Source organism: Micromonospora sp. CNZ296, assembly GCF_007827635.1.
Window position 1 is genome coordinate 218,436 of the sequence record NZ_VISW01000006.1, and the last position, 18,607, is coordinate 237,042.

General features: G+C 74.1%; 16 protein-coding genes and 1 riboswitch. Of the genes, 6 read left to right on the forward strand and 10 right to left on the reverse strand.

The annotated features are described in order from the left end of the window. Window positions 1–16: 16 nt before the first annotated feature. The 6 genes from FB455_RS12810 to FB455_RS12830 all read right to left on the reverse strand — a co-directional run bounded on the left by FB455_RS12810 (window position 17) and on the right by FB455_RS12830 (window position 5,082). The gene (locus FB455_RS12810) at window positions 17–754 is read right to left on the reverse strand and encodes an amino acid ABC transporter ATP-binding protein (protein ID WP_013286755.1); all 738 of its coding nucleotides are present in this window, start codon (window positions 752–754) and stop codon (window positions 17–19) included. Continuing rightward, complete coding sequence (locus tag FB455_RS12815) at window positions 751–1,521, reverse strand: amino acid ABC transporter permease (RefSeq protein ID WP_013286754.1); 771 nt, start codon at window positions 1,519–1,521, stop codon at window positions 751–753. Before FB455_RS12815 ends, FB455_RS12810 begins: the two co-directional genes overlap by 4 nt. A 38-nt stretch (window positions 1,522–1,559) precedes the next feature. Continuing rightward, complete coding sequence (locus FB455_RS12820) at window positions 1,560–2,414, reverse strand: ABC transporter substrate-binding protein (RefSeq protein ID WP_145753485.1); 855 nt, start codon at window positions 2,412–2,414, stop codon at window positions 1,560–1,562. Window positions 2,415–2,523: 109 nt separating this feature from the next. Next, entirely contained in the window at window positions 2,524–2,649 is a 126-nt protein-coding gene (locus FB455_RS34750) for a hypothetical protein (protein WP_013286752.1), read from the reverse strand. Window positions 2,650–2,682: 33 nt separating this feature from the next. Continuing rightward, window positions 2,683–2,793: riboswitch (SAM riboswitch) on the reverse strand. A 55-nt stretch (window positions 2,794–2,848) separates the two neighbouring features. Then, window positions 2,849–3,499 carry a hypothetical protein gene (locus FB455_RS12825; RefSeq protein ID WP_013286751.1) on the reverse strand — a complete coding sequence of 217 codons (651 nt, stop codon included), beginning with the start codon at window positions 3,497–3,499 and terminating at the stop codon, window positions 2,849–2,851. Between the two features lie 107 nt (window positions 3,500–3,606). Then, on the reverse strand, window positions 3,607–5,082 hold the full coding sequence (locus FB455_RS12830; protein WP_145753486.1) for an NAD(P)/FAD-dependent oxidoreductase: 1,476 nt from the start codon (window positions 5,080–5,082) through the stop codon (window positions 3,607–3,609). Between the two features lie 181 nt (window positions 5,083–5,263). On the opposite strand from FB455_RS12830, the gene FB455_RS12835 reads away from it, so the two are divergent. Further along, window positions 5,264–6,508: a hypothetical protein gene (locus FB455_RS12835; protein WP_145753487.1), complete on the forward strand. Its 1,245-nt coding sequence runs from the start codon at window positions 5,264–5,266 to the stop codon at window positions 6,506–6,508. 76 nt (window positions 6,509–6,584) lie between these two features. Here the strand turns inward: FB455_RS12835 and FB455_RS12840 are convergent, their stop codons facing one another. Then, window positions 6,585–9,134, reverse strand: a complete 2,550-nt coding sequence (locus FB455_RS12840; protein WP_145753488.1) for a hypothetical protein — start codon at window positions 9,132–9,134, stop codon at window positions 6,585–6,587. Next, window positions 9,131–10,465, reverse strand: a complete 1,335-nt coding sequence (locus tag FB455_RS12845; RefSeq protein ID WP_071094644.1) for an SWIM zinc finger family protein — start codon at window positions 10,463–10,465, stop codon at window positions 9,131–9,133. Before FB455_RS12845 ends, FB455_RS12840 begins: the two co-directional genes overlap by 4 nt. 59 nt (window positions 10,466–10,524) lie before the next feature. Here FB455_RS12845 and FB455_RS12850 point away from each other — a divergent pair, with 59 nt between their 5' ends. Next, complete coding sequence (locus FB455_RS12850) at window positions 10,525–11,067, forward strand: GNAT family N-acetyltransferase (RefSeq protein WP_071094646.1); 543 nt, start codon at window positions 10,525–10,527, stop codon at window positions 11,065–11,067. A gap of 37 nt (window positions 11,068–11,104) precedes the next feature. Beyond that, window positions 11,105–11,515: a type II toxin-antitoxin system Phd/YefM family antitoxin gene (locus FB455_RS12855; protein ID WP_145753489.1), complete on the forward strand. Its 411-nt coding sequence runs from the start codon at window positions 11,105–11,107 to the stop codon at window positions 11,513–11,515. 46 nt (window positions 11,516–11,561) lie between these two features. Here FB455_RS12855 and pgi read toward each other — a convergent pair whose 3' ends face one another. Further along, the gene (gene pgi / locus FB455_RS12860) at window positions 11,562–13,196 is read right to left on the reverse strand and encodes a glucose-6-phosphate isomerase (RefSeq protein ID WP_013476494.1); all 1,635 of its coding nucleotides are present in this window, start codon (window positions 13,194–13,196) and stop codon (window positions 11,562–11,564) included. Window positions 13,197–13,443: 247 nt separating this feature from the next. On the opposite strand from pgi, the gene FB455_RS12865 reads away from it, so the two are divergent. The 3 genes from FB455_RS12865 (at window position 13,444) to FB455_RS12875 (ending at window position 17,290) form a co-directional block, all read left to right on the forward strand. Then, complete coding sequence (locus tag FB455_RS12865; protein WP_123109366.1) at window positions 13,444–15,384, forward strand: ABC transporter ATP-binding protein; 1,941 nt, start codon at window positions 13,444–13,446, stop codon at window positions 15,382–15,384. A 77-nt stretch (window positions 15,385–15,461) separates the two neighbouring features. Further along, window positions 15,462–16,511: an aldo/keto reductase gene (locus FB455_RS12870; RefSeq protein WP_145753490.1), complete on the forward strand. Its 1,050-nt coding sequence runs from the start codon at window positions 15,462–15,464 to the stop codon at window positions 16,509–16,511. Window positions 16,512–16,747: 236 nt separating this feature from the next. Beyond that, window positions 16,748–17,290, forward strand: coding sequence for an RNA 2'-phosphotransferase (locus FB455_RS12875; RefSeq protein WP_145753491.1), 543 nt, complete (start codon window positions 16,748–16,750; stop codon window positions 17,288–17,290). 7 nt (window positions 17,291–17,297) lie between these two features. Here FB455_RS12875 and FB455_RS12880 read toward each other — a convergent pair whose 3' ends face one another. Further along, on the reverse strand, window positions 17,298–18,581 hold the full coding sequence (locus FB455_RS12880) for a sulfite oxidase (RefSeq protein WP_145753492.1): 1,284 nt from the start codon (window positions 18,579–18,581) through the stop codon (window positions 17,298–17,300). Between the last annotated feature and the right edge of the window lie 26 nt (window positions 18,582–18,607).

An 18,607-nucleotide genomic window follows, 5' to 3' on the forward strand; every position in this document is an offset into this window, starting at 1 on the left:
ACCGTGCTGGGGCGTGTCAGAGCACCTGGGACAGGAAGCGTCGCAGCCGCGGGTGCTCCGGCGCCTCGAACACCGCCTCCGGCGGCCCGGCCTCCAGCACCACGCCCGCGTCCATGAACGCCACCGTGTCGGCGACGCTGCGCGCGAACCCCATCTCGTGGGTGACCACGACCATCGTCATCCCGGCGGCGGCCAGGTCCGCCATCACCGCCAGTACGCCCTTGACCAGCTCCGGGTCCAGCGCGCTGGTCGCCTCGTCGAACAGCATCACCTGCGGGCGCAGCGCGAGCGCCCGTGCGATGGCGACGCGCTGCTGCTGGCCGCCGGAGAGCTGCGCCGGCCGCGCGTCCGCCTTGCCGGCCAGGCCGACCAGGTCGAGCTGGGCGCGGGCCAGCGCCACCGCCTCGTCCTCGCTCAGCTTCTTGAGCTTGCGCAGCGCCAGCGTGATGTTGCGCAGCACGCTCAGGTGCGGGAACAGGTTGAACTGCTGGAACACCATGCCGATGCGCTGACGCAGCGCGTCCGGGTCGTCGCGCAGCACGCTGCGCCCGTCCAGCAGCACGTCACCGCGGTCCGGCTCGATCAGCCGGTTGACGGTGCGCAGCAGCGTCGACTTGCCGGAGCCGGACGGGCCGATGACGCAGGCCGCGCGGCCCCGGGCCACGTCGAGGTCCGCGCCACGCAGCACCCGGTGCGCGCCGAAGGCCAGGTGCACGTCGCGGACGGCCAGGCTGACCGAGGTCGTGGTGGTCATCGCGGGTCCTTTCCGGACGGGGTGAGGTCGGCCGGCTCGGTGTCCGGCTCGGGCGGCGCGGCGGGGCGGCCCTGCCGCAGGCGCCGGTCCAGCCAGTTGACCGCGTGGGTCAGCGGCACGGTCAGCACCAGGTAGAACAACCCGGCCAGCAGCAGCGCGGACTGGTTGCCGGTGTTCGCCGCGTAGTCCTGCCCGATCCGGAACAGCTCTCGCTGGCTGGCCAGCAGGCCGAGGAAGTAGACCAGGCTGGAGTCCTTGATCAGCGCGATGAGCTGGTTGACCCAGGCGGGCAGCACCCGGCGTACGCCCTGCGGGATGATCACCAGGCGCATCGCCTCGCCCCACGAGAAGCCGAGCGCCCGGGCGCCCTCCAACTGGGCGGCCTCCACGCTCAGGATGCCGGCCCGGAAGATCTCACCGAGGTAGGCGGCGGCGATCAGGGACAGCGCCAGCACGCCCAGCGGATAGGGGTTCGGGCCCCACACCTGCATGCCGAGCGGCGCCAGGCCCACGCCGATGAGCAGGATGGTCGCCGCGGCCGGCAGGCCGCGGAACACGTCGGTGTAGACCCGCGCCGGCCACCGCAACCATCGGGTACGCGAGATGCCGGCGACGGCCAGCAGCATGCCCAGCACCGAGCCGAGCAGGGCGGCGGAGACCGCCAGGGTGAGCGTGTTGGGCAGCCCGACGGTGAGCATCTCGGGCAGCGCCTCGCGCATCGAGTCCCAGTCGAAGAACGTCTCCCACAGCGTGCTCAGTGGATCCATGTCCGCTCCGTCCGCCCCGCTCGTGCTCGGTTACCGGTTCAGGAGGCGGCCGACGGCGACGGCACCGCCACCGACCCGCTGCCCGGCTTGAAGCCGGCCGGGACCGGCCGCCCCGGGTAGTACTCGGCCTGCAGGCGGCTCCACGTGCCGTCGGCGATGACCTCGTCGAGGCCCTTGTTCAGCGCCTCGCGCAGCTTGTCGTCGCCCTTCGCCACCGCGTACGCGGTCGGGGTGGGGCTGAGCTGCTTCGCCGCGACCTTGATCTTGCCGTTGCTGTCGGCGGCGGACTTGTCGCCGATCTCGGCCGGGGCGATCCAGGCGTCGGCGGTACCGGCCTTGAGCTGGTTGATCGCGCTGTTGTAGTCGGGCACCCGCACCGGATCGAGGTTCTGCTTGGTGGCGTAGTCGTCCTGCACGGTGCCCTGGACCACCACCACGCGCTTGCCGGCGAGCTGGTCGAAGCCGGTGATCGAGGAGCCGGCCGGCACGTCCAGGCCGAAGTAGCCGAAGTCGTAGCCGTTGCCGAAGTCCACTGTCTTCTTCCGCGCCTCGGTGATCGTGATCGAGGAGCTGCCCACGTCGAACTTGCCGCTGTTGACCTGGGCGAGCAGGCCGGAGAAGTCGGTGCCGACGAACTCCACCTTCAGGTCGATCTTGGCGGCCACGGCACGCAGCAGCTCGTTGTCGAAGCCGGTGAACTTGCCGTCCTTCAGGAAGACGTTCGGCGGGGCGTCGGTGAGCGTGCCGGCGCGGATCACGCCGGGCTGAAGCAGGCCGTACGGGTTGTCGGCCGCGGTGGTGTCGTCGTTGCCGCAGGCGGTGAGCGCGGTGACGGCGAGCAGGGCGGCCGCGCCGACGGCGGCGGCACGGGTGAGGACGGTACGGAAACGCACGATGTCTCTCCAGAGTGGATGGACGCGCGAGGTGCGCGTCGGCGCCGGCCCGCCGGACGGACGGCCGGGCCGGAGAAGGGTGGATCGGGGAAAGGAGGGTGGCGTTCGCTCAGCGCGCGAGGCGACAGGCGTCGCTGCACACCCGCATCAGGTCGACGTGACGGCGCTTGACCAGCGCGAAGCGGGCCGGGTACGCGGCGACGTCGCCGGATGGGGTGGAGGGTGGTGCGGACATCGGTCTCCCTGGTCTGTTGCTGACCTGGGTGCCAGGCCACGCTTGCACCGGCGGCTGCCGGTGCCTGGTCTTCACCCGGGGCACCCCACCGCGGAGGAGGGTTGCCGGCCAGCGAGCCGGGGCTTCGCGCTGGCGCTCATGACCTGCCCAGAAGGCTAGCAGCACCGCCGCGGCGGTCGTCCAGCGGTTATGACCACCCTCACGCGCCGGGGCCTTCAGCCGGTTCCGTTCCGGCCGGACCGCGGAGCCGGTCCTCGATGTCCGGGATGACGAAGCAGATCTCCAACGTCTTCAACTCGGCCCAGAACCGCAGCACGACGCTCCGCCAGGCGGCGCCACCCGCGACGGCGAGCAGAGCCGGCCCGGCGAGGACCGCCGCGGTCCCGCCGAACCCGCGACCGGCTTCGACAACGGCCAGGACCGCGCCGAGAAGCAGCGGCACCGTGGCGTTCCGCATCATCAGCCCGATCGCCCGCATCCGTGTCGCCTCGGCGGCCACCTCCCGGTTGTGCAACTCGGCCGCTGCGAGCAGCACCCCCCAGGGCGCGGTGAGCATCCGCGAGCCGGCCGCGCCGAGGGCCTGCTCCGCGAACACCCGGCGGGCGTCGAATCGGCCCCAGTTCCAGAACGGCAGTGCCCGGTCGACGACACGACCGAGGCCGTACGTGGCGTTGCCCAGCACGTAGGCGAGCAGCAGGGCCAGGAGCAGGAGCAGCGGCGTGGGCTGCCGGCTCAGGTCGTCCAGCCGCACCCAGTCCTGCCGGACCGCGAGGTAGGCGGACAGCGTGAGGTAGAGCGACCCGGGGGTGAGGTAGGTGAAGAGGTCGAAGATGCCGATGCTGAAGGTCATCAGTCCTCGCAGGGCCCGGAGGTGGCGACGCGGAAGGGGGCCGGTCCCGGTCCACGCTAGGTGACCGGCACAACGCCGCCCGTCACGACCACCTCACGCCCGGGGCCTCACCGCCGGGCCGGGACGACCGGCGCGTCCCGGCCGGTGCCGTGCCGCGACGGGCTGCGCTGCTCGTGGTAGTCCTGCTCGACGTTGACGGTCCAGACGTCGTGCTCCGCGCCGTGCGCGATGTTCTCCGCGGTCAGCATCGCCGTCAGCATGGAGTGGTCGGCGTTGTTGTACCGGTGCATGCCGTTGCGGCCGACCGGGTGCACGTTCGGCACGTTCGCTGCGAGCCAGTCCCGGATCACGTCGACGTTGCGCTGGTACCGCTCGTCGTAGACCGGGTACGCCTTCGGCATCCGGACCACGTAGCCCGCCTCCACGCACCCGGGCTTGACCAGGCCCAGCCGTTCCAGCTCGGCGGTGGCGAACGCGATCAGCTCGGCGTCCGGCGTCCGCCACATCTCGTCGCCCTCGAACACGAAGTACTCCAGCCCCAGGCAGGTCCGCCCGTCCTTCACCAGGTACGGCGACCAGGAGCCGAAGTTCTGGATCCGGCCCACCCGGGCCGCCGGGTCGTGCACGTAGATCCAGTTGTCCGGGAACGAGAACTCCTCCGGCACCACCAGCGCCACGGTCAGGAAGTCCCGATACCGCAGGTCGTCGGCGGCGGCCCGCACCTCGGGCGGCGCCTCCGGGCGCATCGCCCGCACCAGCGCGGAGATCGGCATCGAGGAGATCACGTGCGCAGCCGGCTCGGTGCGCTTCCCGCCCGCGTCGGCCACCGTCACGGCGGTGGCCCGCCGCGCGGCCGGATCCCGGTGCACCTCGGTCACCCAGACGCCGGTACGAACGGTGCCGCCGCGCTTGGCGACCTCCTCGGCGCAGCGCTCCCACATCATCCCGGGGCCGTGCTTCGGGTACTGGAACTCCTCGATCAGGCTGGTCACGTCGGTGCGGTTGCGCCGGGGCAGCAGCGCGTTGCGCATCGCCGTGGCCAGCGACAGGTTCTTGATCCGCTGGGCGGCCCAGTCGGCCTGCAACCGGTCCGCCGGCATCCCCCAGACCTTCTCCGTGTACGTCTTGAAGAAGATCGAGTAGAGCCGCCAGCCGAACCGCGCCGACACCCACCCCTCGAAGTGCGACTGGTCCTTCGGCGGGCGCAGCCGGGCCCGGCCGTACGAGCCCAGACAGCGCGCCGCCTCCAGCAGGCCGAGGTTGCGCAGCGCGTTGCCGGCGCTGAGCGGGTAGTCGAACAGCGCGCCCCGGTAGTAGATCCGGCTCATCCGTGGCCGGAGCAGGAAGTCCTCGTCGGGGAGGATCTCGTGCCAGAAGTCCTCGACCCGGGACACCTTGGTGAAGAAGCGGTGCCCGCCGATGTCGAAGCGCCAGCCGTCGCGCTCCACCGTCCGGCTGATCCCGCCCACCACGTCGTCGGCCTCGTAGACCCGGACCGGCTCGCCGTGCCGCAGCAGCTCGTACGCGGCGGTCAGCCCGGCCGGCCCCGCCCCGATGATCACGGTCCCGTCGCCGTCGCCCATGCCGTACGCGCCCCCCGCCTGCCGATGCGGCAGCGCGCATACCCACCCTGGCGGCGTCCTCACCTGCCGATCAGCGCCGATCCGCGACGGCTGCGCGGGGTGTGGACCGGTCCGGACGGGGAACGCGCACCGGGTTTTGCGGCCGGGCGAGTCGGCCCGAGGGCCGGACGGTGGGAGCGCGATGGCGGACGAACGGCGGGTCGACCCCGGCGGCGGGGCGCGCGCCGGGCGTACCCGGTGGTGGTCGCGGGGAGTCTCGGTCGCCCGCCGGCTGCCCGAGCCGTGGGGATTCGTGCTCGCCGTCTTCGCCGGTTCGAAGCTCGTGCTCAGCCTGATCGGCGTGCTGGTGCTCACCGCCTGGGACGGGGTGCCGGGCGCGCCGCCGGCCGACGAGACCGCGATGTGGGCCCAGCAGGACGCGATCTCGTCCCACCGTTGGTTCTCGCTCTGGTTCGCCTGGGACTCGTTCCTCTACGAGCACCTGGCCCGGCTGCCGCTGGACCGGCCCTGGCCCGACTTCGGCTTCCCGCTGCTGTACCCGTTCCTGGCCCGGCCGCTCGCGCCGCTGCTCGGCGGGCACACCGCATGGGCGCTGCTGCTCGTGAGCAACGTGGCGCTGGTGTTCCAGCTCTACTACGCGTACCGGCTGGGGGGCCGGCTGCTCGGCGGCGCGGGAGCGGCCGACGGCCGGCGAGCGGTCCGGTACCTGCTGCTCCTGCCGACGGCGTTCCTGTTCCAGGCGGCGCTGACCGAGTCGCTGTTCGTCTGCCTGGCGCTGGCCGCCTTCTGGTACGCCGAGCGGAGCCGCTGGCTGCTCGTCGGCGTCGTCGGCTACTTCCTGGCGATGAGCCGCTCGGTCGGCTTCCTCGTGGTGGTGCCGCTGGCGCTGGTACTGCTGCGTGAACACGGCTGGCGAGCCGGACCCCGGGCGTGGCCGCGGCTGCTGCGGCAGGGCTGGCCGCTGCTGCTGGTCCCGGCGGGCTGGCTGACGTTCATGGCCTTCTGCCGCTGGCAGAGCGGCGACTGGTTCGCCTACCAGCACGCCCAGGAGACCGGCTGGGGGATCCGGCTGCAGAACCCGATCGCGACGGCCGCATCCGCGCTGACCGGCGGCAACTCGGCCGACGCGCTGCGGGTCTGGATCGCGGTGGCGACGCTGGCGGTGGCGGTCGTCGGGCTGCGCCGCCGCGCCGACTGGCCGTACCTGGTCTACACGCTCGTCATGGTGCTGGTGCCGCTGTCGATGGGGCCGCCGGTGTACAAGAGCCTGCTGCGCTACCTGCTCGCCGCCTTCCCGGTCGCGTTCGTGCTGGCCCGCTGGTCGCGGCGGCCCGGCCTCGACGGCTGGCTCACCGCCGCGCTGGCGCTGCTCCAGGGCGCGTTGTTCGCGGTCTGGCTCACGTACTGGACCCACCTGATCATCTGACCGCCGTGGCGGTGGCCGTGGGCGCTGCCCGGCGGTTGACACCCGACGACGCCAGCCCGCGCGACGACGTGCCGGCTCAGGCGGCCAGGGCGGTGGTGAGCCGGCGGGCCTCGGCGACGAGCCGGCTGCCGCCGCCCCGGGCCACCACGTCGGCCAGCCCCGGTACCTCGATCCGCACGCCCGTCGCGGTCGCCGTGTCCGCCGCCAGCGCCAGCAGGTCCGGCGTGCCCCGGGGCGGCGTCGGCGCGCCGAGCAGCGGCGGCAACGCCGAGGCGAGCAGCCGCCACACGCTCAGCGGGGCGCCCGCCGCCACCGCGTCGCGCAGCGGCGTGACCGCCCGGGTCAGCGTCACCTGCCCGCCGGCCGCCAGCGCGCCGAGGTGCCCGCCGGTCGCCGGCGCGTCCAGGTCACCGGCGGCGGCCAGGATCAGCACCGCGTCGAGCGCGGCCACCCGGTCCGCCTCGTGGCGGGCGCACAACCCGTAGGCCAGCGCGAGATCGAGGGCCGGTCCGCCCGCGCCCGTGCACTCGGCCAGCACCGGCAGGGCCGCGGCGTGCCCGAGGGTGTCCTCCTGCGCCGCGCCGGCCACCTCGGGCAGCAGGTGAGCGGCGACCACGCCCCGGTGGCCGGGCAGGACGGCCGGCCAGACGTCACCCCAGCCGTCGGTCCACCGGCCGATCGGCGTGGGCGTCAGGGTGAGCAGGCCGAGCCGGTCCTCGACGCCGTCCGGCGGGGTGAGCGCGACGAGCGTCCGGCCCTCGGGCAACTGGTCGTAGCCCCAGTCGTACCCGGCCGACCGCGCCCGCCGGCCCACCGTCACCACCTGCTGCGCGGGGGCCGGCACGGCGTCGCCGCGCAGCCAGCGGGCCAGCTCGTCACCGGCCGGCGTGCGCAGCGCCGCGGCGCGTTCGGCAAGCGGCCCGTCGACGCCGGCCGGCAGGCGCAGCAGAGCCTGCGCGAGATCCCAGCGCCACACCGGACGGTCACCCAGCGCCGCCAGCCGTTCGTAGAGCGCCACCGGCTCGATCGCCCCGGTGACCGAGGTCGGCGCGGACAGCAGGCCCGGATCGTCGCGTCCGTCCAGCCGCTGCCCGATCTCGGCCAGCCGGGTGCAGGCGAGCTGGACGGGCGCGGGCCGGCGTGTGGCCGGAACCGGCGGACCACCCCGGAACGGGAGCGGCGCGCGCGGGCGGGACTCGGCCAGCAGCGTGCTCCACTGGTCGCGCCGGGTCGCCGCCTCGGCCGCGCCGCAGACGGCCAGCAGGAGCCCGTGCATCTGGACCGAGATGTTGAACACCGACCAGGGATGGTCGTACGCGCCGACCCGCTCGCGGCGCACCACAGGCGGGAGCGCCGCCGCGAGCCGTTCGCGGTCGGCGGTGCCGAGCCGGACCAGCCCGTCCATGACGCGTTCCGCCGTCAGCGCGGGCCAGCGTCGGCCGAGCGACGCCGCGACCTCCTCCACCAGTTCGTCCACGTCCTGGATCGGCGGCGGCGCGGCCGCTGCCGGCAGCGGCGGCGGCAGGTCGTCGCGGGCCTCGGCCACTGAGGCGACGGCCACCGGCCGGTGACCGTGGCGCTGCGCCAGCGTCAGCGCGCGCTCACGCAGGCCGGCGTCCGGATGGCCGGCCGCCACGGCGAGCACCGCACCGATCTCCGGGGCCCGGTCCGGGTGCTGCCGGGCCAGCCGGTCGAGCCAGGACACCTGCGCCCGGACCAGCGCCTTCTCCGGCCGGGCCAGCACCGTCCGGGCGGCCTCCCACAGCGCCTCGGGCTCGGCGACGTCACCGGCCTGCCGCAGCGTCCGCTGGGCGGCGCGGGCCACCGGCCCGGGGCCGTCGGCGAGCAGCCGCAGGTAGGCGCTCGACCGCACGGCCACCTCGTCCGGGGTCGGCGCCAGCAGGTCGTGCAGGACCAGGAACGGGCGCAGCGCGCCCGGCCGGTCGCCGCGCAGCAGCCTGCCCAGGACGCCGTTGAGCAGGACCGCCCGGTCGAGCCGGCCCTCCGCGGCCAGCGCCACCAGTGCCCGGGGCACCGCCTCCGTGCCCGTACCGTCGCCGCGGGCCAGCTCGGTGCCCACCCCGTCCACCTCGAACAGGCGCGGCAACAGCGCGTCGAGGAACGGGTCCGCGCGCAGCCGGTCCACGGTCGGCGGTCGCGTCCCGCGCGGGTCCGGCCAGCCCTGCGCCGCGGCCCAGCCTCGCACGAAGTCGTCCCCGGTCGGCGGCGGAGCCTTCTCGGCCGTCAGGAGGCCGGCGACGAACCGCCAGCCCGCGACCATCCGGTCCCGGGGGAGCCGGTCGGCCAGCTTGTACGCCACGTCGGCCAGCCAGGTCACCCCGCGTTCCCGGGCGACGTCGACCACCGGCGCCGCGTCGACGCCGTTCAGCCAGACCGAGCGGCGGCCGAGCAGCGCGGCCACCTTCGTCGGGGTGCTCAGCGTCCCCACCGCTGCGACCGCCAGCGTCGCCGCCTCGCCCTGCCACCACCAGGCGTCCCGCCTGCGGCGCACGTCGGCGACCAGCTCGTCGCCGAGTGCCCGCCGGGCCGGCTCGTCCAACCCGGCCAGGGCCGACCGGACCTGCGACATCCTGCCGCGCACCACCGCCTCGGCGAAGCCGGTCACGACAGCGCCCCCACCGGCGCCGCGACCATCGACACGGCCAGCGCGTGCCGGCACGGCCCCCGCTGCCCGCGGTGCCGCGCCCACCAGCGGCAGGAACAGGAGTACGCGCCGTCCGGGTGCCGGCGTACCCGGTAGGTCTCGGCATCGGTGCGTACCGTCGCGTTCTCGCCGTCGCGCTCGACGGCGCCGCGCTCGACGAGCGCACGCGCGCCGACCAGCCGCGGGTTGTCCCGCTCCGCGCGGCCCGCGTCGTAGGGCATCACCCGGTGGAAGTACGCCCCGTCCGCCACGTCGTACCCGACCCGCCCGGCGGTGCCCAGCTGGGCGAGCGCGGCACGCACCCGCTCGTCGGGCAGCGCGGCGGCGTCGGCCAGCGCGGCGACGTCGATCGCCGGATCCCAGTTGAGCAGCGCGCCGACCAGCTCCGCGTCGTCGACCACGTCGTCACCGGCGAGCGCCGCCAGTGCGGCGCCCTCACCGGAGAACCCCCGGTACGGCTCGGGGGACAGCGTCAGCGACAGCCGCAACGCCCCGGTGTCCAGCTCCCACGTGCTCGGCACGGCGGGGGAACCGGTGCGCACCGCCGGGCCGTACACCCGCAGGGTGCGCGCGTGCCGCAGCACGCCGCGCAGCGCCGCGAGCCGGCCCGCGCCGGCCAGGCAGACAGCGCCCGGCACCGGGCGGGAGGTCAGCCGCAGCGTACGCCCGGCGGGCACCGCCCACAGCACACTCCGGTCACCGGCGGCGGGCAGCCGGCGCAGGAACGCCGCCGCCTCCGCCGCCGCGATCTCGGCGCGCGGCTCGAAGCCGGCGGTGAGCACGTGCACCTCGGCGAAGCCGCGCAGCCAGCGGCCGGGCAGCGGCACCTTCCGCTCGACCACCGAGCCGTCCATGGTGGAGACGGTCAGGTCGTCCGGGCCGACCGCCACGTGCAGCGGCTCGATGCCGCCCACCCGGGCCAGCGCCTCCCGCAGCGGCGGGTTCACGTCCACGTTCGTGGTGCCGTGGCCGCTGATCTCCCCGTCCAGCCCGGCCGGCAGCACGTCCATCCGCGCGTACACCCCGCAGCAGCCGGAGAACGACTCGAACCGCAGGCGGCCGCGGCTGCCGGTCACCACCGGGTCCAGACTGGCCGGGTTGACCGGCTGGTGGTAGCGGGTGCGGGCCACCTCGGCGACGGCGAGCAGCCCGGCCGCCGCCGCGGCGGGAGCGGTGAGGAAACCGGCGAAGAAGCGCGGGTTGGCCGCCGGGCCGCCGCAGGTCTGCAGGTCGAGACCGGCGGCGCGCAGCGCGGACGGCTGAAGATATCGGTACGTCTGGACGGCGTTCACGGCGCAGACCGTAGAGGGACCGACCGACAAAAGCGCGACGGTCCTGCTAGCTTCCCCTGATGTTCGCCCACGCCCTCACCGACGACGCCGAGCTGCGTCCACTGTCGCCCTGGCACGCCGACGAGTTCCTGGCCAACCTCGACCGCTGCCGCGACCACATCTCGCCCTGGGTCGGCGCGTCCTTCGTCGCCACCGACGCCGAGTCGGCCCGCAAGGTCCTCCAGGCGTACGCCGACCGGTGGGCCCGCGACGACGGCGGCATCTGGGGCATCTGGCAGCGCGGCACGCTCGTCGGCGGCGTGCTGTTCGTGTCGCTGAGCACCGAACGCGGGGTGTGCGAGGCCGGCTGCTGGCTGGAACCCGGCGCCGAGGGACAGGGCCTGGTCACCCGCGCCGCCCGCTTCGTCATCGACTGGGCGGTACGGGAGCGCGGCATCCACCGCGTCGAGTGGGTCACGAAGGCCGGCAACGAGCGCAGCATCGCCGTCGCGCGGCGGCTCGGCATGAGCCGCGACGGCGTCATGCGCGGCGCCGCACCGATGCCCGACGGCCGCGCCGACCTGGAGGTCTGGTCCGTGCTGGCGCCGGAGTGGACCGCCTGACCGGGAAATTGTCGTACCCGGACGTGAACATCTGTCCATGGCTGTCCCCGCACTGGCCGACCGGTCCCCCCAGCCGCGCGCCCTGCCGCTGCGCGAGGTCCGCACCCGGCTCACCCAGCTCGTCTCCCTGGCCGAGCTGACCGACACCGTCACAGTCGTCACCCGCGACGGCGACCCCCGGCCGGTCGCCGCGATCGTGCCCGCGTCCGCCGCCCGCACCGGCGCCCAGGCCCGCGCCGACGCCGAACGCGTCGCCGCGATCAGCGCCGGCTGGGCCCGCCGCCTGGAGGAGCTGCACCGGCAGTCCAGCCGGCGGCACGCCGCCGAGCTGCGGGCGCTGGCCGACGCGCTCGCCGAGGCGTGGGCCGAACTCGACCGCCGCGCGCCGGCCGGCGACGCGGGGCTGACCCGGCTGCGCGCCGCGCACGCCGACCTGCTGCGGCGCTGACCCGTGGCGTCCCGCCCGGTCTACGCGGGACGCCACGGGCGTGCGGTCAGCTCCGGCCGCGCTCGGCCCGGTAGCGGCGGATCAGCTCGGCGGTCGAGGTGTCCACGTCGGCCAGGTCCGGGTCCGGCCCGGTGAGCTTCGGCGCGAGCTGGTTGGCCATCACCTTGCCCAGCTCCACACCCCACTGGTCGAAGGCGTTGATGTCCCAGATCGCGGCCTCGGTGAACGTGATGTGCTCGTAGAGCGCGATCAGCTGGCCCAGCGTCGCCGGGGTGAGCTTCGGCGCCAGGATCGAGGTGGTCGGGTGGTTGCCCGCCATCACCCGGTGCGCCACCACCTCGGGCGCGGTGCCCTCGGCCTCCACCTGCTCCCGGGTCCGCCCGAACGCCAGCGCGGCGGTCTGGGCGAAGAAGTTCGACATGAACAGGTCGTGCATGTCGCCCAGGTCGTGGTTGGGCCGGCTGAACGCGATGAAGTCCGCCGGGATCAGCCGGGTGCCCTGGTGGATGAGCTGGTAGAACGCGTGCTGCCCGTTGGTGCCCGGCTCGCCCCAGAAGATCTCCCCGGTCGGGTACGTCACCGGCGAGCCGTCGACGCGTACCGACTTGCCGTTGCTCTCCATGGTGAGCTGCTGGAGGTAGGCGGGGAACCGGTGCAGGTACTGCGAGTAGGGCAGCACCGCGTGGGTCTCCGCGCCGAGGAAGTCGGTGTACCAGACGTTGAGCAGGCCGAGCAGCGCCGGCACGTTGCGCTCCACCGGGGCGGACCGGAAGTGCTCGTCGACCGCGTGGTAGCCGGCCAGCATCTCGCGGAACCGGTCCGGCCCGATCGCCAGCATGACCGACAGGCCGACCGCGGACGGCAGCGAGTAGCGTCCGCCCACCCAGTCCCAGAAGCCGAACATGTTCTCCGGGTCGATGCCGAAGTCGCGGACCCGCTGCTCGTTGGTGCTGACCGCGACGAAGTGCCGGGCGATCGCGTCGTCGTCGGCGTCCAGCCCGGCCAGCAGCCAGCGCCGCGCCTGGTCGGCGTTGGCGAGCGTCTCCTGGGTGGAGAACGTCTTGGACACCACGACGAACAGCGTGCTCGCCGGGTCCAGGTCGGCGGTCTTGTCGTGGATGTCGGTCGGGTCGATGTTCGACACGAACCGGCAGCTGATGCCCGCGTCGCGGTACGCCTTGAGCGCCTCGTACGCCATCACCGGCCCGAGGTCCGACCCGCCGATGCCGATGTTCACGACGGTGGTGATCCGCTCGCCGGTGTGGCCCCGCCACGAGCCGGAGCGCACCCGCTGCGCGAACGCCGACATGCGGTCCAGCACGGCGTGCACGTCGGCGACCACGTCCTGGCCGTCCACGGTGAGCGACGCGTCCGCCGGCAGGCGCAGCGCGGTGTGCAGCACCGCCCGGTCCTCGGTGACGTTGATGTGCCGGCCGGCGAACATGGCCGCGATCCGGTCGGTCAGGCCGACCCGCTCGGCGAGCGCGCCGAGCAGCGCGATGGTCTCGTCGGTGACCAGGTTCTTGCTGTAGTCCACGTGCAGGTCGGCGACCTCACCGGTGAGCCGCTCACCCCGCTGCCCGTCGGCGGCGAACAGGTCGCGCAGGTGCGTGGCGCGCATCGCCTCGGCGTGCTTGCGCAGCGCCTGCCATTCGTCGGTGGTGGTGACGTCCACAGCCATCGGGTCGATCTTCTCCTTCACGACGGGCGGTCGGCCGGCGCGCGCCGGCGAACCCCACAAGCCTGCCACCCGGACCGGTCGCGCGCGACGCGACCCGGCGGCGACCACCGTGCGGGCGGGTCTTTCCGGTCACCGCCGCGGGACACGCCGTTGGGACGCCTGTACGACACGCCGGTTACTGAATGACATATTTCGATAGCGGAACGTAGTATCCAGCGTTGCTGCCCGAACGCGTCGAGGGGGTGCCATGGCCGGGGTGATCCACCCTCGTCCACCGTCCGACCCGGAGGAGCCGGCGGGGGAGACGACCCTGCCCGAGCTGGTCGATCCGCACTGGATGCACCGGGCCACCGAGCTGGCCCACACCGGATTCTGGTCGGTGGCACGCCGGCTGCCCGCGTTGATCCGCGAGGCGATCACCCTCGCCTGGGCGACCAGCCGCCGGGACACCGCCGCGTCGCTGGGTCTCAACGTCGCCGCCGGTGTGCTCACCACGCTGGGCCTGCTCGCCACCACCGGAGTGCTCCACCAGCTGTTCGCCGCCGGCCCGACACCGGACCGCATCCGGGCGGCGCTGCCCGCCCTGACGCTGGCGGCGGCCGCCGTCGCCGGGCGCGGCGCACTGACCATCGCCGCCGGATGGGCGCAGGCCCGGCTCGTACCGCAGATCAACTTCACAGTGGAGCGGCGGCTGTTCGAGACGACCTCAGCGGTGGAACTGGCCGCCTTCGACGACGCCGGTTTCGCCGAGGAGATGGACCGCGCCCGCGACCGGGGACTGGTCGAGGCGGGCTCCCTGGTCAACGACACGGTCAACCTGGTCACCGGTGTGGTCGGCGTGATCGCCACGGCTACCGCGGTGACGATCATCCACCCGCTTCTGCTGCCCTGCCTGGTCGTCGCCGCCGCGCCGGAGGCGGTGACGGCGGTGCGGATGGCCCGCCGCCAGCACGTCGACTGGCTCGCCCGGATCACCCGGCGGCGACGCAAGTGGATGCTGGGCGACCTGATGGCCAACCGGCACACCGCGGCCGAGATCCGCGCCTACCAGATGCGCGACTTCCTGCTCTCGGAGTACCACCTCATGACGCGCCTGGAGACCCGCGCCGAGTTGCGCCTGGCCCGGGCGCAGACGATCACCCGGGCGATCGGCCTGTCCGTCACTGGGATCGCCACGTTCGGGCTCTACGCGGTTCTGGGGACGTTGCTCGTCGGGGGCGTGGTGGCGCTCGCGGCGGCGGCCACCGCGCTGCTGGCGCTCCAGTCCGCGCGTACGAGCCTGCGCACGGCGATCTTCGCCACCAACTCGCTCTACGAGGACGCCCTCTACTACCAGGACTACCGCGACTTCCTCGACCGGGCGACCCGGCGGATCCCGGCCGGCGGGCACCTGCCGGTCGACGGGTTCACGCGCATCGACGTCGAACGGGTCAGCCTGCGCTACCCGGACACCGACAGCGCGGCGGTCGACGAGGTCAGCCTCACGGTCCGGCGCGGTGAGGTGATCGCGCTGGTGGGGGAGAACGGCTCCGGCAAGACCACGCTCGCGAAGCTGATCGCCGGCCTCTACCGGCCCACCGGCGGCACGATCCGCTGGGACGGCGTGGACGCCGCCGAACTGGATCCACGCCAGACCGCCGCCCAGGTCGCGGTGATGAGCCAGGACTGGTGGAGGTTCCCGTTCACCGCCCGGCAGAACATCCGCGTCGGCCGCCACGACCGAGCCGGCGGGCCCGGGCCCAGCGTGGAGACCGCCGCCCGCGACGCCGCCGCCCACGACATGATCAGCGAGCTGCCGTTCGGGTACGACACGTTGCTGGACCGGCAGTTCAAGGACGGCCAGGACCTGTCCGGTGGGCAGTGGCAGCGGCTGGTGGCCGCACGCGGCCTCTACCGTGACGCCCGGCTGCTGATCTGCGACGAGCCGTCCGCGGCGCTTGACGCGCGTGCCGAACACGCCCTCTTCCAGCACCTGCGGCGGCACCCGGACCGGGCCGTCGTGCTGATCACCCACCGGCTCGCCAACGTCCGGCACGCCGACCGGATCTTCGTGATGGACCACGGCCGGCTCGTGCAGTCAGGCGACCACGACACGCTGATGGCCCAGGGCGGGCTCTACCGAGAGCTGTTCGAGTTGCAGGCGGCCGGCTACCTCGCCGGCAGCGCGGAACCCGCGGCCGAGAGTTGACCTCCAGCGCACTCGAACTCCTACCGTGACCGGACCGCGCGCCACCCGGCCGGCGCGGTGCAACCCAGGGAGTTCACATGCGCTATCGCGTCCTCGGCGGCACCGGCATCGAGGTCAGCGTCCACTGCCTCGGCACCATGATGTTCGGCGCGGTCGGCAACCCCGACCACGACGACTGTGCCCGGATCGTCCACAAGGCACTCGATCAGGGGATCAACTTCGTGGACACCGCCGACATGTACTCGGCCGGCGAATCGGAGGAGATCGTCGGCAAGGCTCTGCGCGGCCGCCGCGACGACGTGGTGCTCGCCACGAAGGTCCACTTCCCGATGGGTGAGGGGCCCAACCGGGGCGGCAACTCGCGACGCTGGATCGTCCGGGCGGTCGAGGACAGCCTGCGTCGGCTCGGCACCGACTGGATCGACCTCTACCAGGTGCACCGTCCCGACCACACCACTGACGTCGAGGAGACGCTCGGCGCGTTGACCGACCTGGTCCGGGCCGGGAAGATCCGCGCGTTCGGCTGCTCGGCCTTCCCGGCCGAGGAGATCGTGGAGGCGCACCACGTCGCCGAGCGGCGGGCGCTCGGCCGCTTCCGCACCGAGCAGCCGCCGTACTCGATCCTGGCGCGCGGCATCGAGACGTCGGTGCTGCCGGTCTGCCGCCGCTACCGGATGGGTGTGCTGGTGTGGAGCCCGCTGGCCTCCGGGTTCCTGTCCGGCCGGTACCGGCAGGGCCGGCCCGTCGACCTCGGCGCGGGCCGCCCGGCGCTCACCCCGGCCCGGTTCGACCCGGCGCTGCCGGGCAACACCGCCAAGTACGCCGCCGTGGAGGAACTGGTCGCGCTCGCCGACGAGGTGGGCTGCACGCTGCCGCAGCTCGCCGTGGCGTTCGCCGCCGCGCACCCGGCGGTCACCTCGACCATCATCGGACCGCGCACGATGGAGCAACTGGACGCGCTGCTCGCCGGGGCGGAGCTGACGCTCGACGACGCGGTGCTGGACCGGATCGACGAGATCGTCCCGCCCGGTACGAACCTCTACCAGCCCGACGGCGCCTGGTCCCCGCCCACGCTGACCGACCCGTCCCACCGCCGCCGCCCCCTCCCGGAGCGGGCCGCAGCCTGACCCTCGCCCCTTCCGCCCGTCCCGCCTCCGTCCCGACCCTCGGCTCCCCGGCTCGTCGATCATGGGCTTCCTGCCCCGGCAAAGAGTGCGAACCGGGCATCCGAGGGGCCGAAACCGCAAGATCGACGGGGCGAGGCGGGGCGAGGCGAAGCAGGGCAGGGAGGGGCGAGGGCGAGGGGAGGGCGGGCAGGGGAACTGCGTCGACAAGGGGACGGCTGCGGAATCAGACTGGGCGGGTGGAACATCGCGATCTCGTTCGGGTGAGCAAGCGGCTGTCGCTGGCATTGCGGCACCGGCCTGACACGTTCGGGCTTCTCCTCGACCGGGCGGGCTGGGTGCCGGTGGCCGACGTGCTCGCCGGGCTGAGGATCAGCCGCGCCCAGCTGGACGCCGTGGTCGTGGGCAACGACAAGCAGCGCTTCGCCGTGGAGGCCGGTCCGGACGGGGCCGACCGGATCCGCGCCAACCAGGGGCACTCGATTCCGGTCGACCTCGGCCTCACCCCGGCCGCGCCGCCGCCCCGGCTGTTCCACGGCACCGGTGAGGCCGTGCTGGACGCGATCCGGGCGCAGGGGCTGCGCCGGGGCGGGCGGCACCACGTACACCTGTCGCCTGACGTGGCGACGGCCCGGCGCGTCGGTGCGCGCCGGGGCGGCGCGGTGGTGGTGCTGACCGTGGACGCGGCGGCGATGGCCGAGGCCGGGTACCTGTTCTACCGCTCGGCCAACGGGGTGTGGCTCACCGACACCGTGCCGCCGCCCTACCTCAGCACCACCTGAGCGGCGGTCAGCAGGCGGTCACCGGGTGAGCCACGACGGCGTCGAACAGGTACGCGAGGTCGTTCGGCGCGGCCCGGTCGGGCTGGACGGCGCCCGTGCAGTCGGTGGCGCGGGCGCGCAGGACGTGCCGGCCCGCTGCCGGGGAGCACCACCTGACGGTCCAGCGCTGCCAGGCTCCGCCCCGGTCGGCGGCGACCAGGTCGGCGGGGCGCCATCCGTCGCCGGTGTCCACCTCGACGTGCGCGATCGGGCCGTTGCCGGACCAGGAACGGCCGGTCAGCAGCATCTCCTCGCCGGCCGGCACCCGGGCGTCCCAGGGCAGCTCGAACGCGCTGCGCACCGGCTGGGCGGTGAGCACTGTGCCGTCGGCCGGGTGGCCGGGGCCGAACATCCGGTAGAACTGCGTGTTCCACGGCGAGAACAGGGGAGTGGTGGAGACCTCGATCGCGCCGACCCACTTGATCGAGGAGATGCCGACCCAGCCGGGCACCACGACCCGCACCGGGAAGCCGTGGTCGGGGGGCAGCGGCTCGCCGTTCATCTCGTACGCCAGCAGCACGTCGTCGAGCGCCTTCGCGACCGGCATCGGGCGGCGTACCCGGCCGAGGTTGACCCCGCCGGAGACGTAGTCCGGGTCGAGGCCCTCGGGCATCACGTCGACCGCCTCGTCGCGCAGCCCGGCCAGGCGCAGCACCGTGCCGAGCCGCACGCCCCGCCACCGCGCCACGCCGACGCTGCCCAGCCCCCACGCCACGCCCGGGGTCGGCTCGTCCTGCTGCTCGGCGAAGTAGCGCCGCCCGTTGCCGGCGCACTCCAGCAGCGCCGCGTGCTCCTCGGCGGGCAGCCGGCGCAGCTCGTCGAGGTCGAACTCGACCGGGTTGTCCCGGGTCGGTGCGCCGCGCAGGCCGTCGCCGAACAGGCGCAGCCGCCAGGTGGCCGCGTCCAGGTGCGGCGTGACCGTGTGGTTGCGGACGAAGAAGCGGTCGATCGGGACCACGTACCCCTGGCCGGCCATCGACGGCCAGCGCATCTCGGCGTTGGTGTCCAGCGGGCGCAGCAGGTCCGCCGGCAGCGGCTTGACGATCGGCGCGCCGGGGTCGACGCCGACCGGCGCGGACGCCACCGCGACCGGCTCGCGTTCCGCGGCGGCGGCGGTCACCGCGGCCATGGCCGCGCCCACCTCCAGCAGTCGGTCGCGGTCGACGCCCGGCCCGTGCGCCTGCCCGGCGAGCCACTGCCGGCTGCGGTCGGCGTCGTGGACGGCTTCGGCGGGGGACGGGGACTGACTCACGGCTGACCTCCGGGGTAGGCGACGCT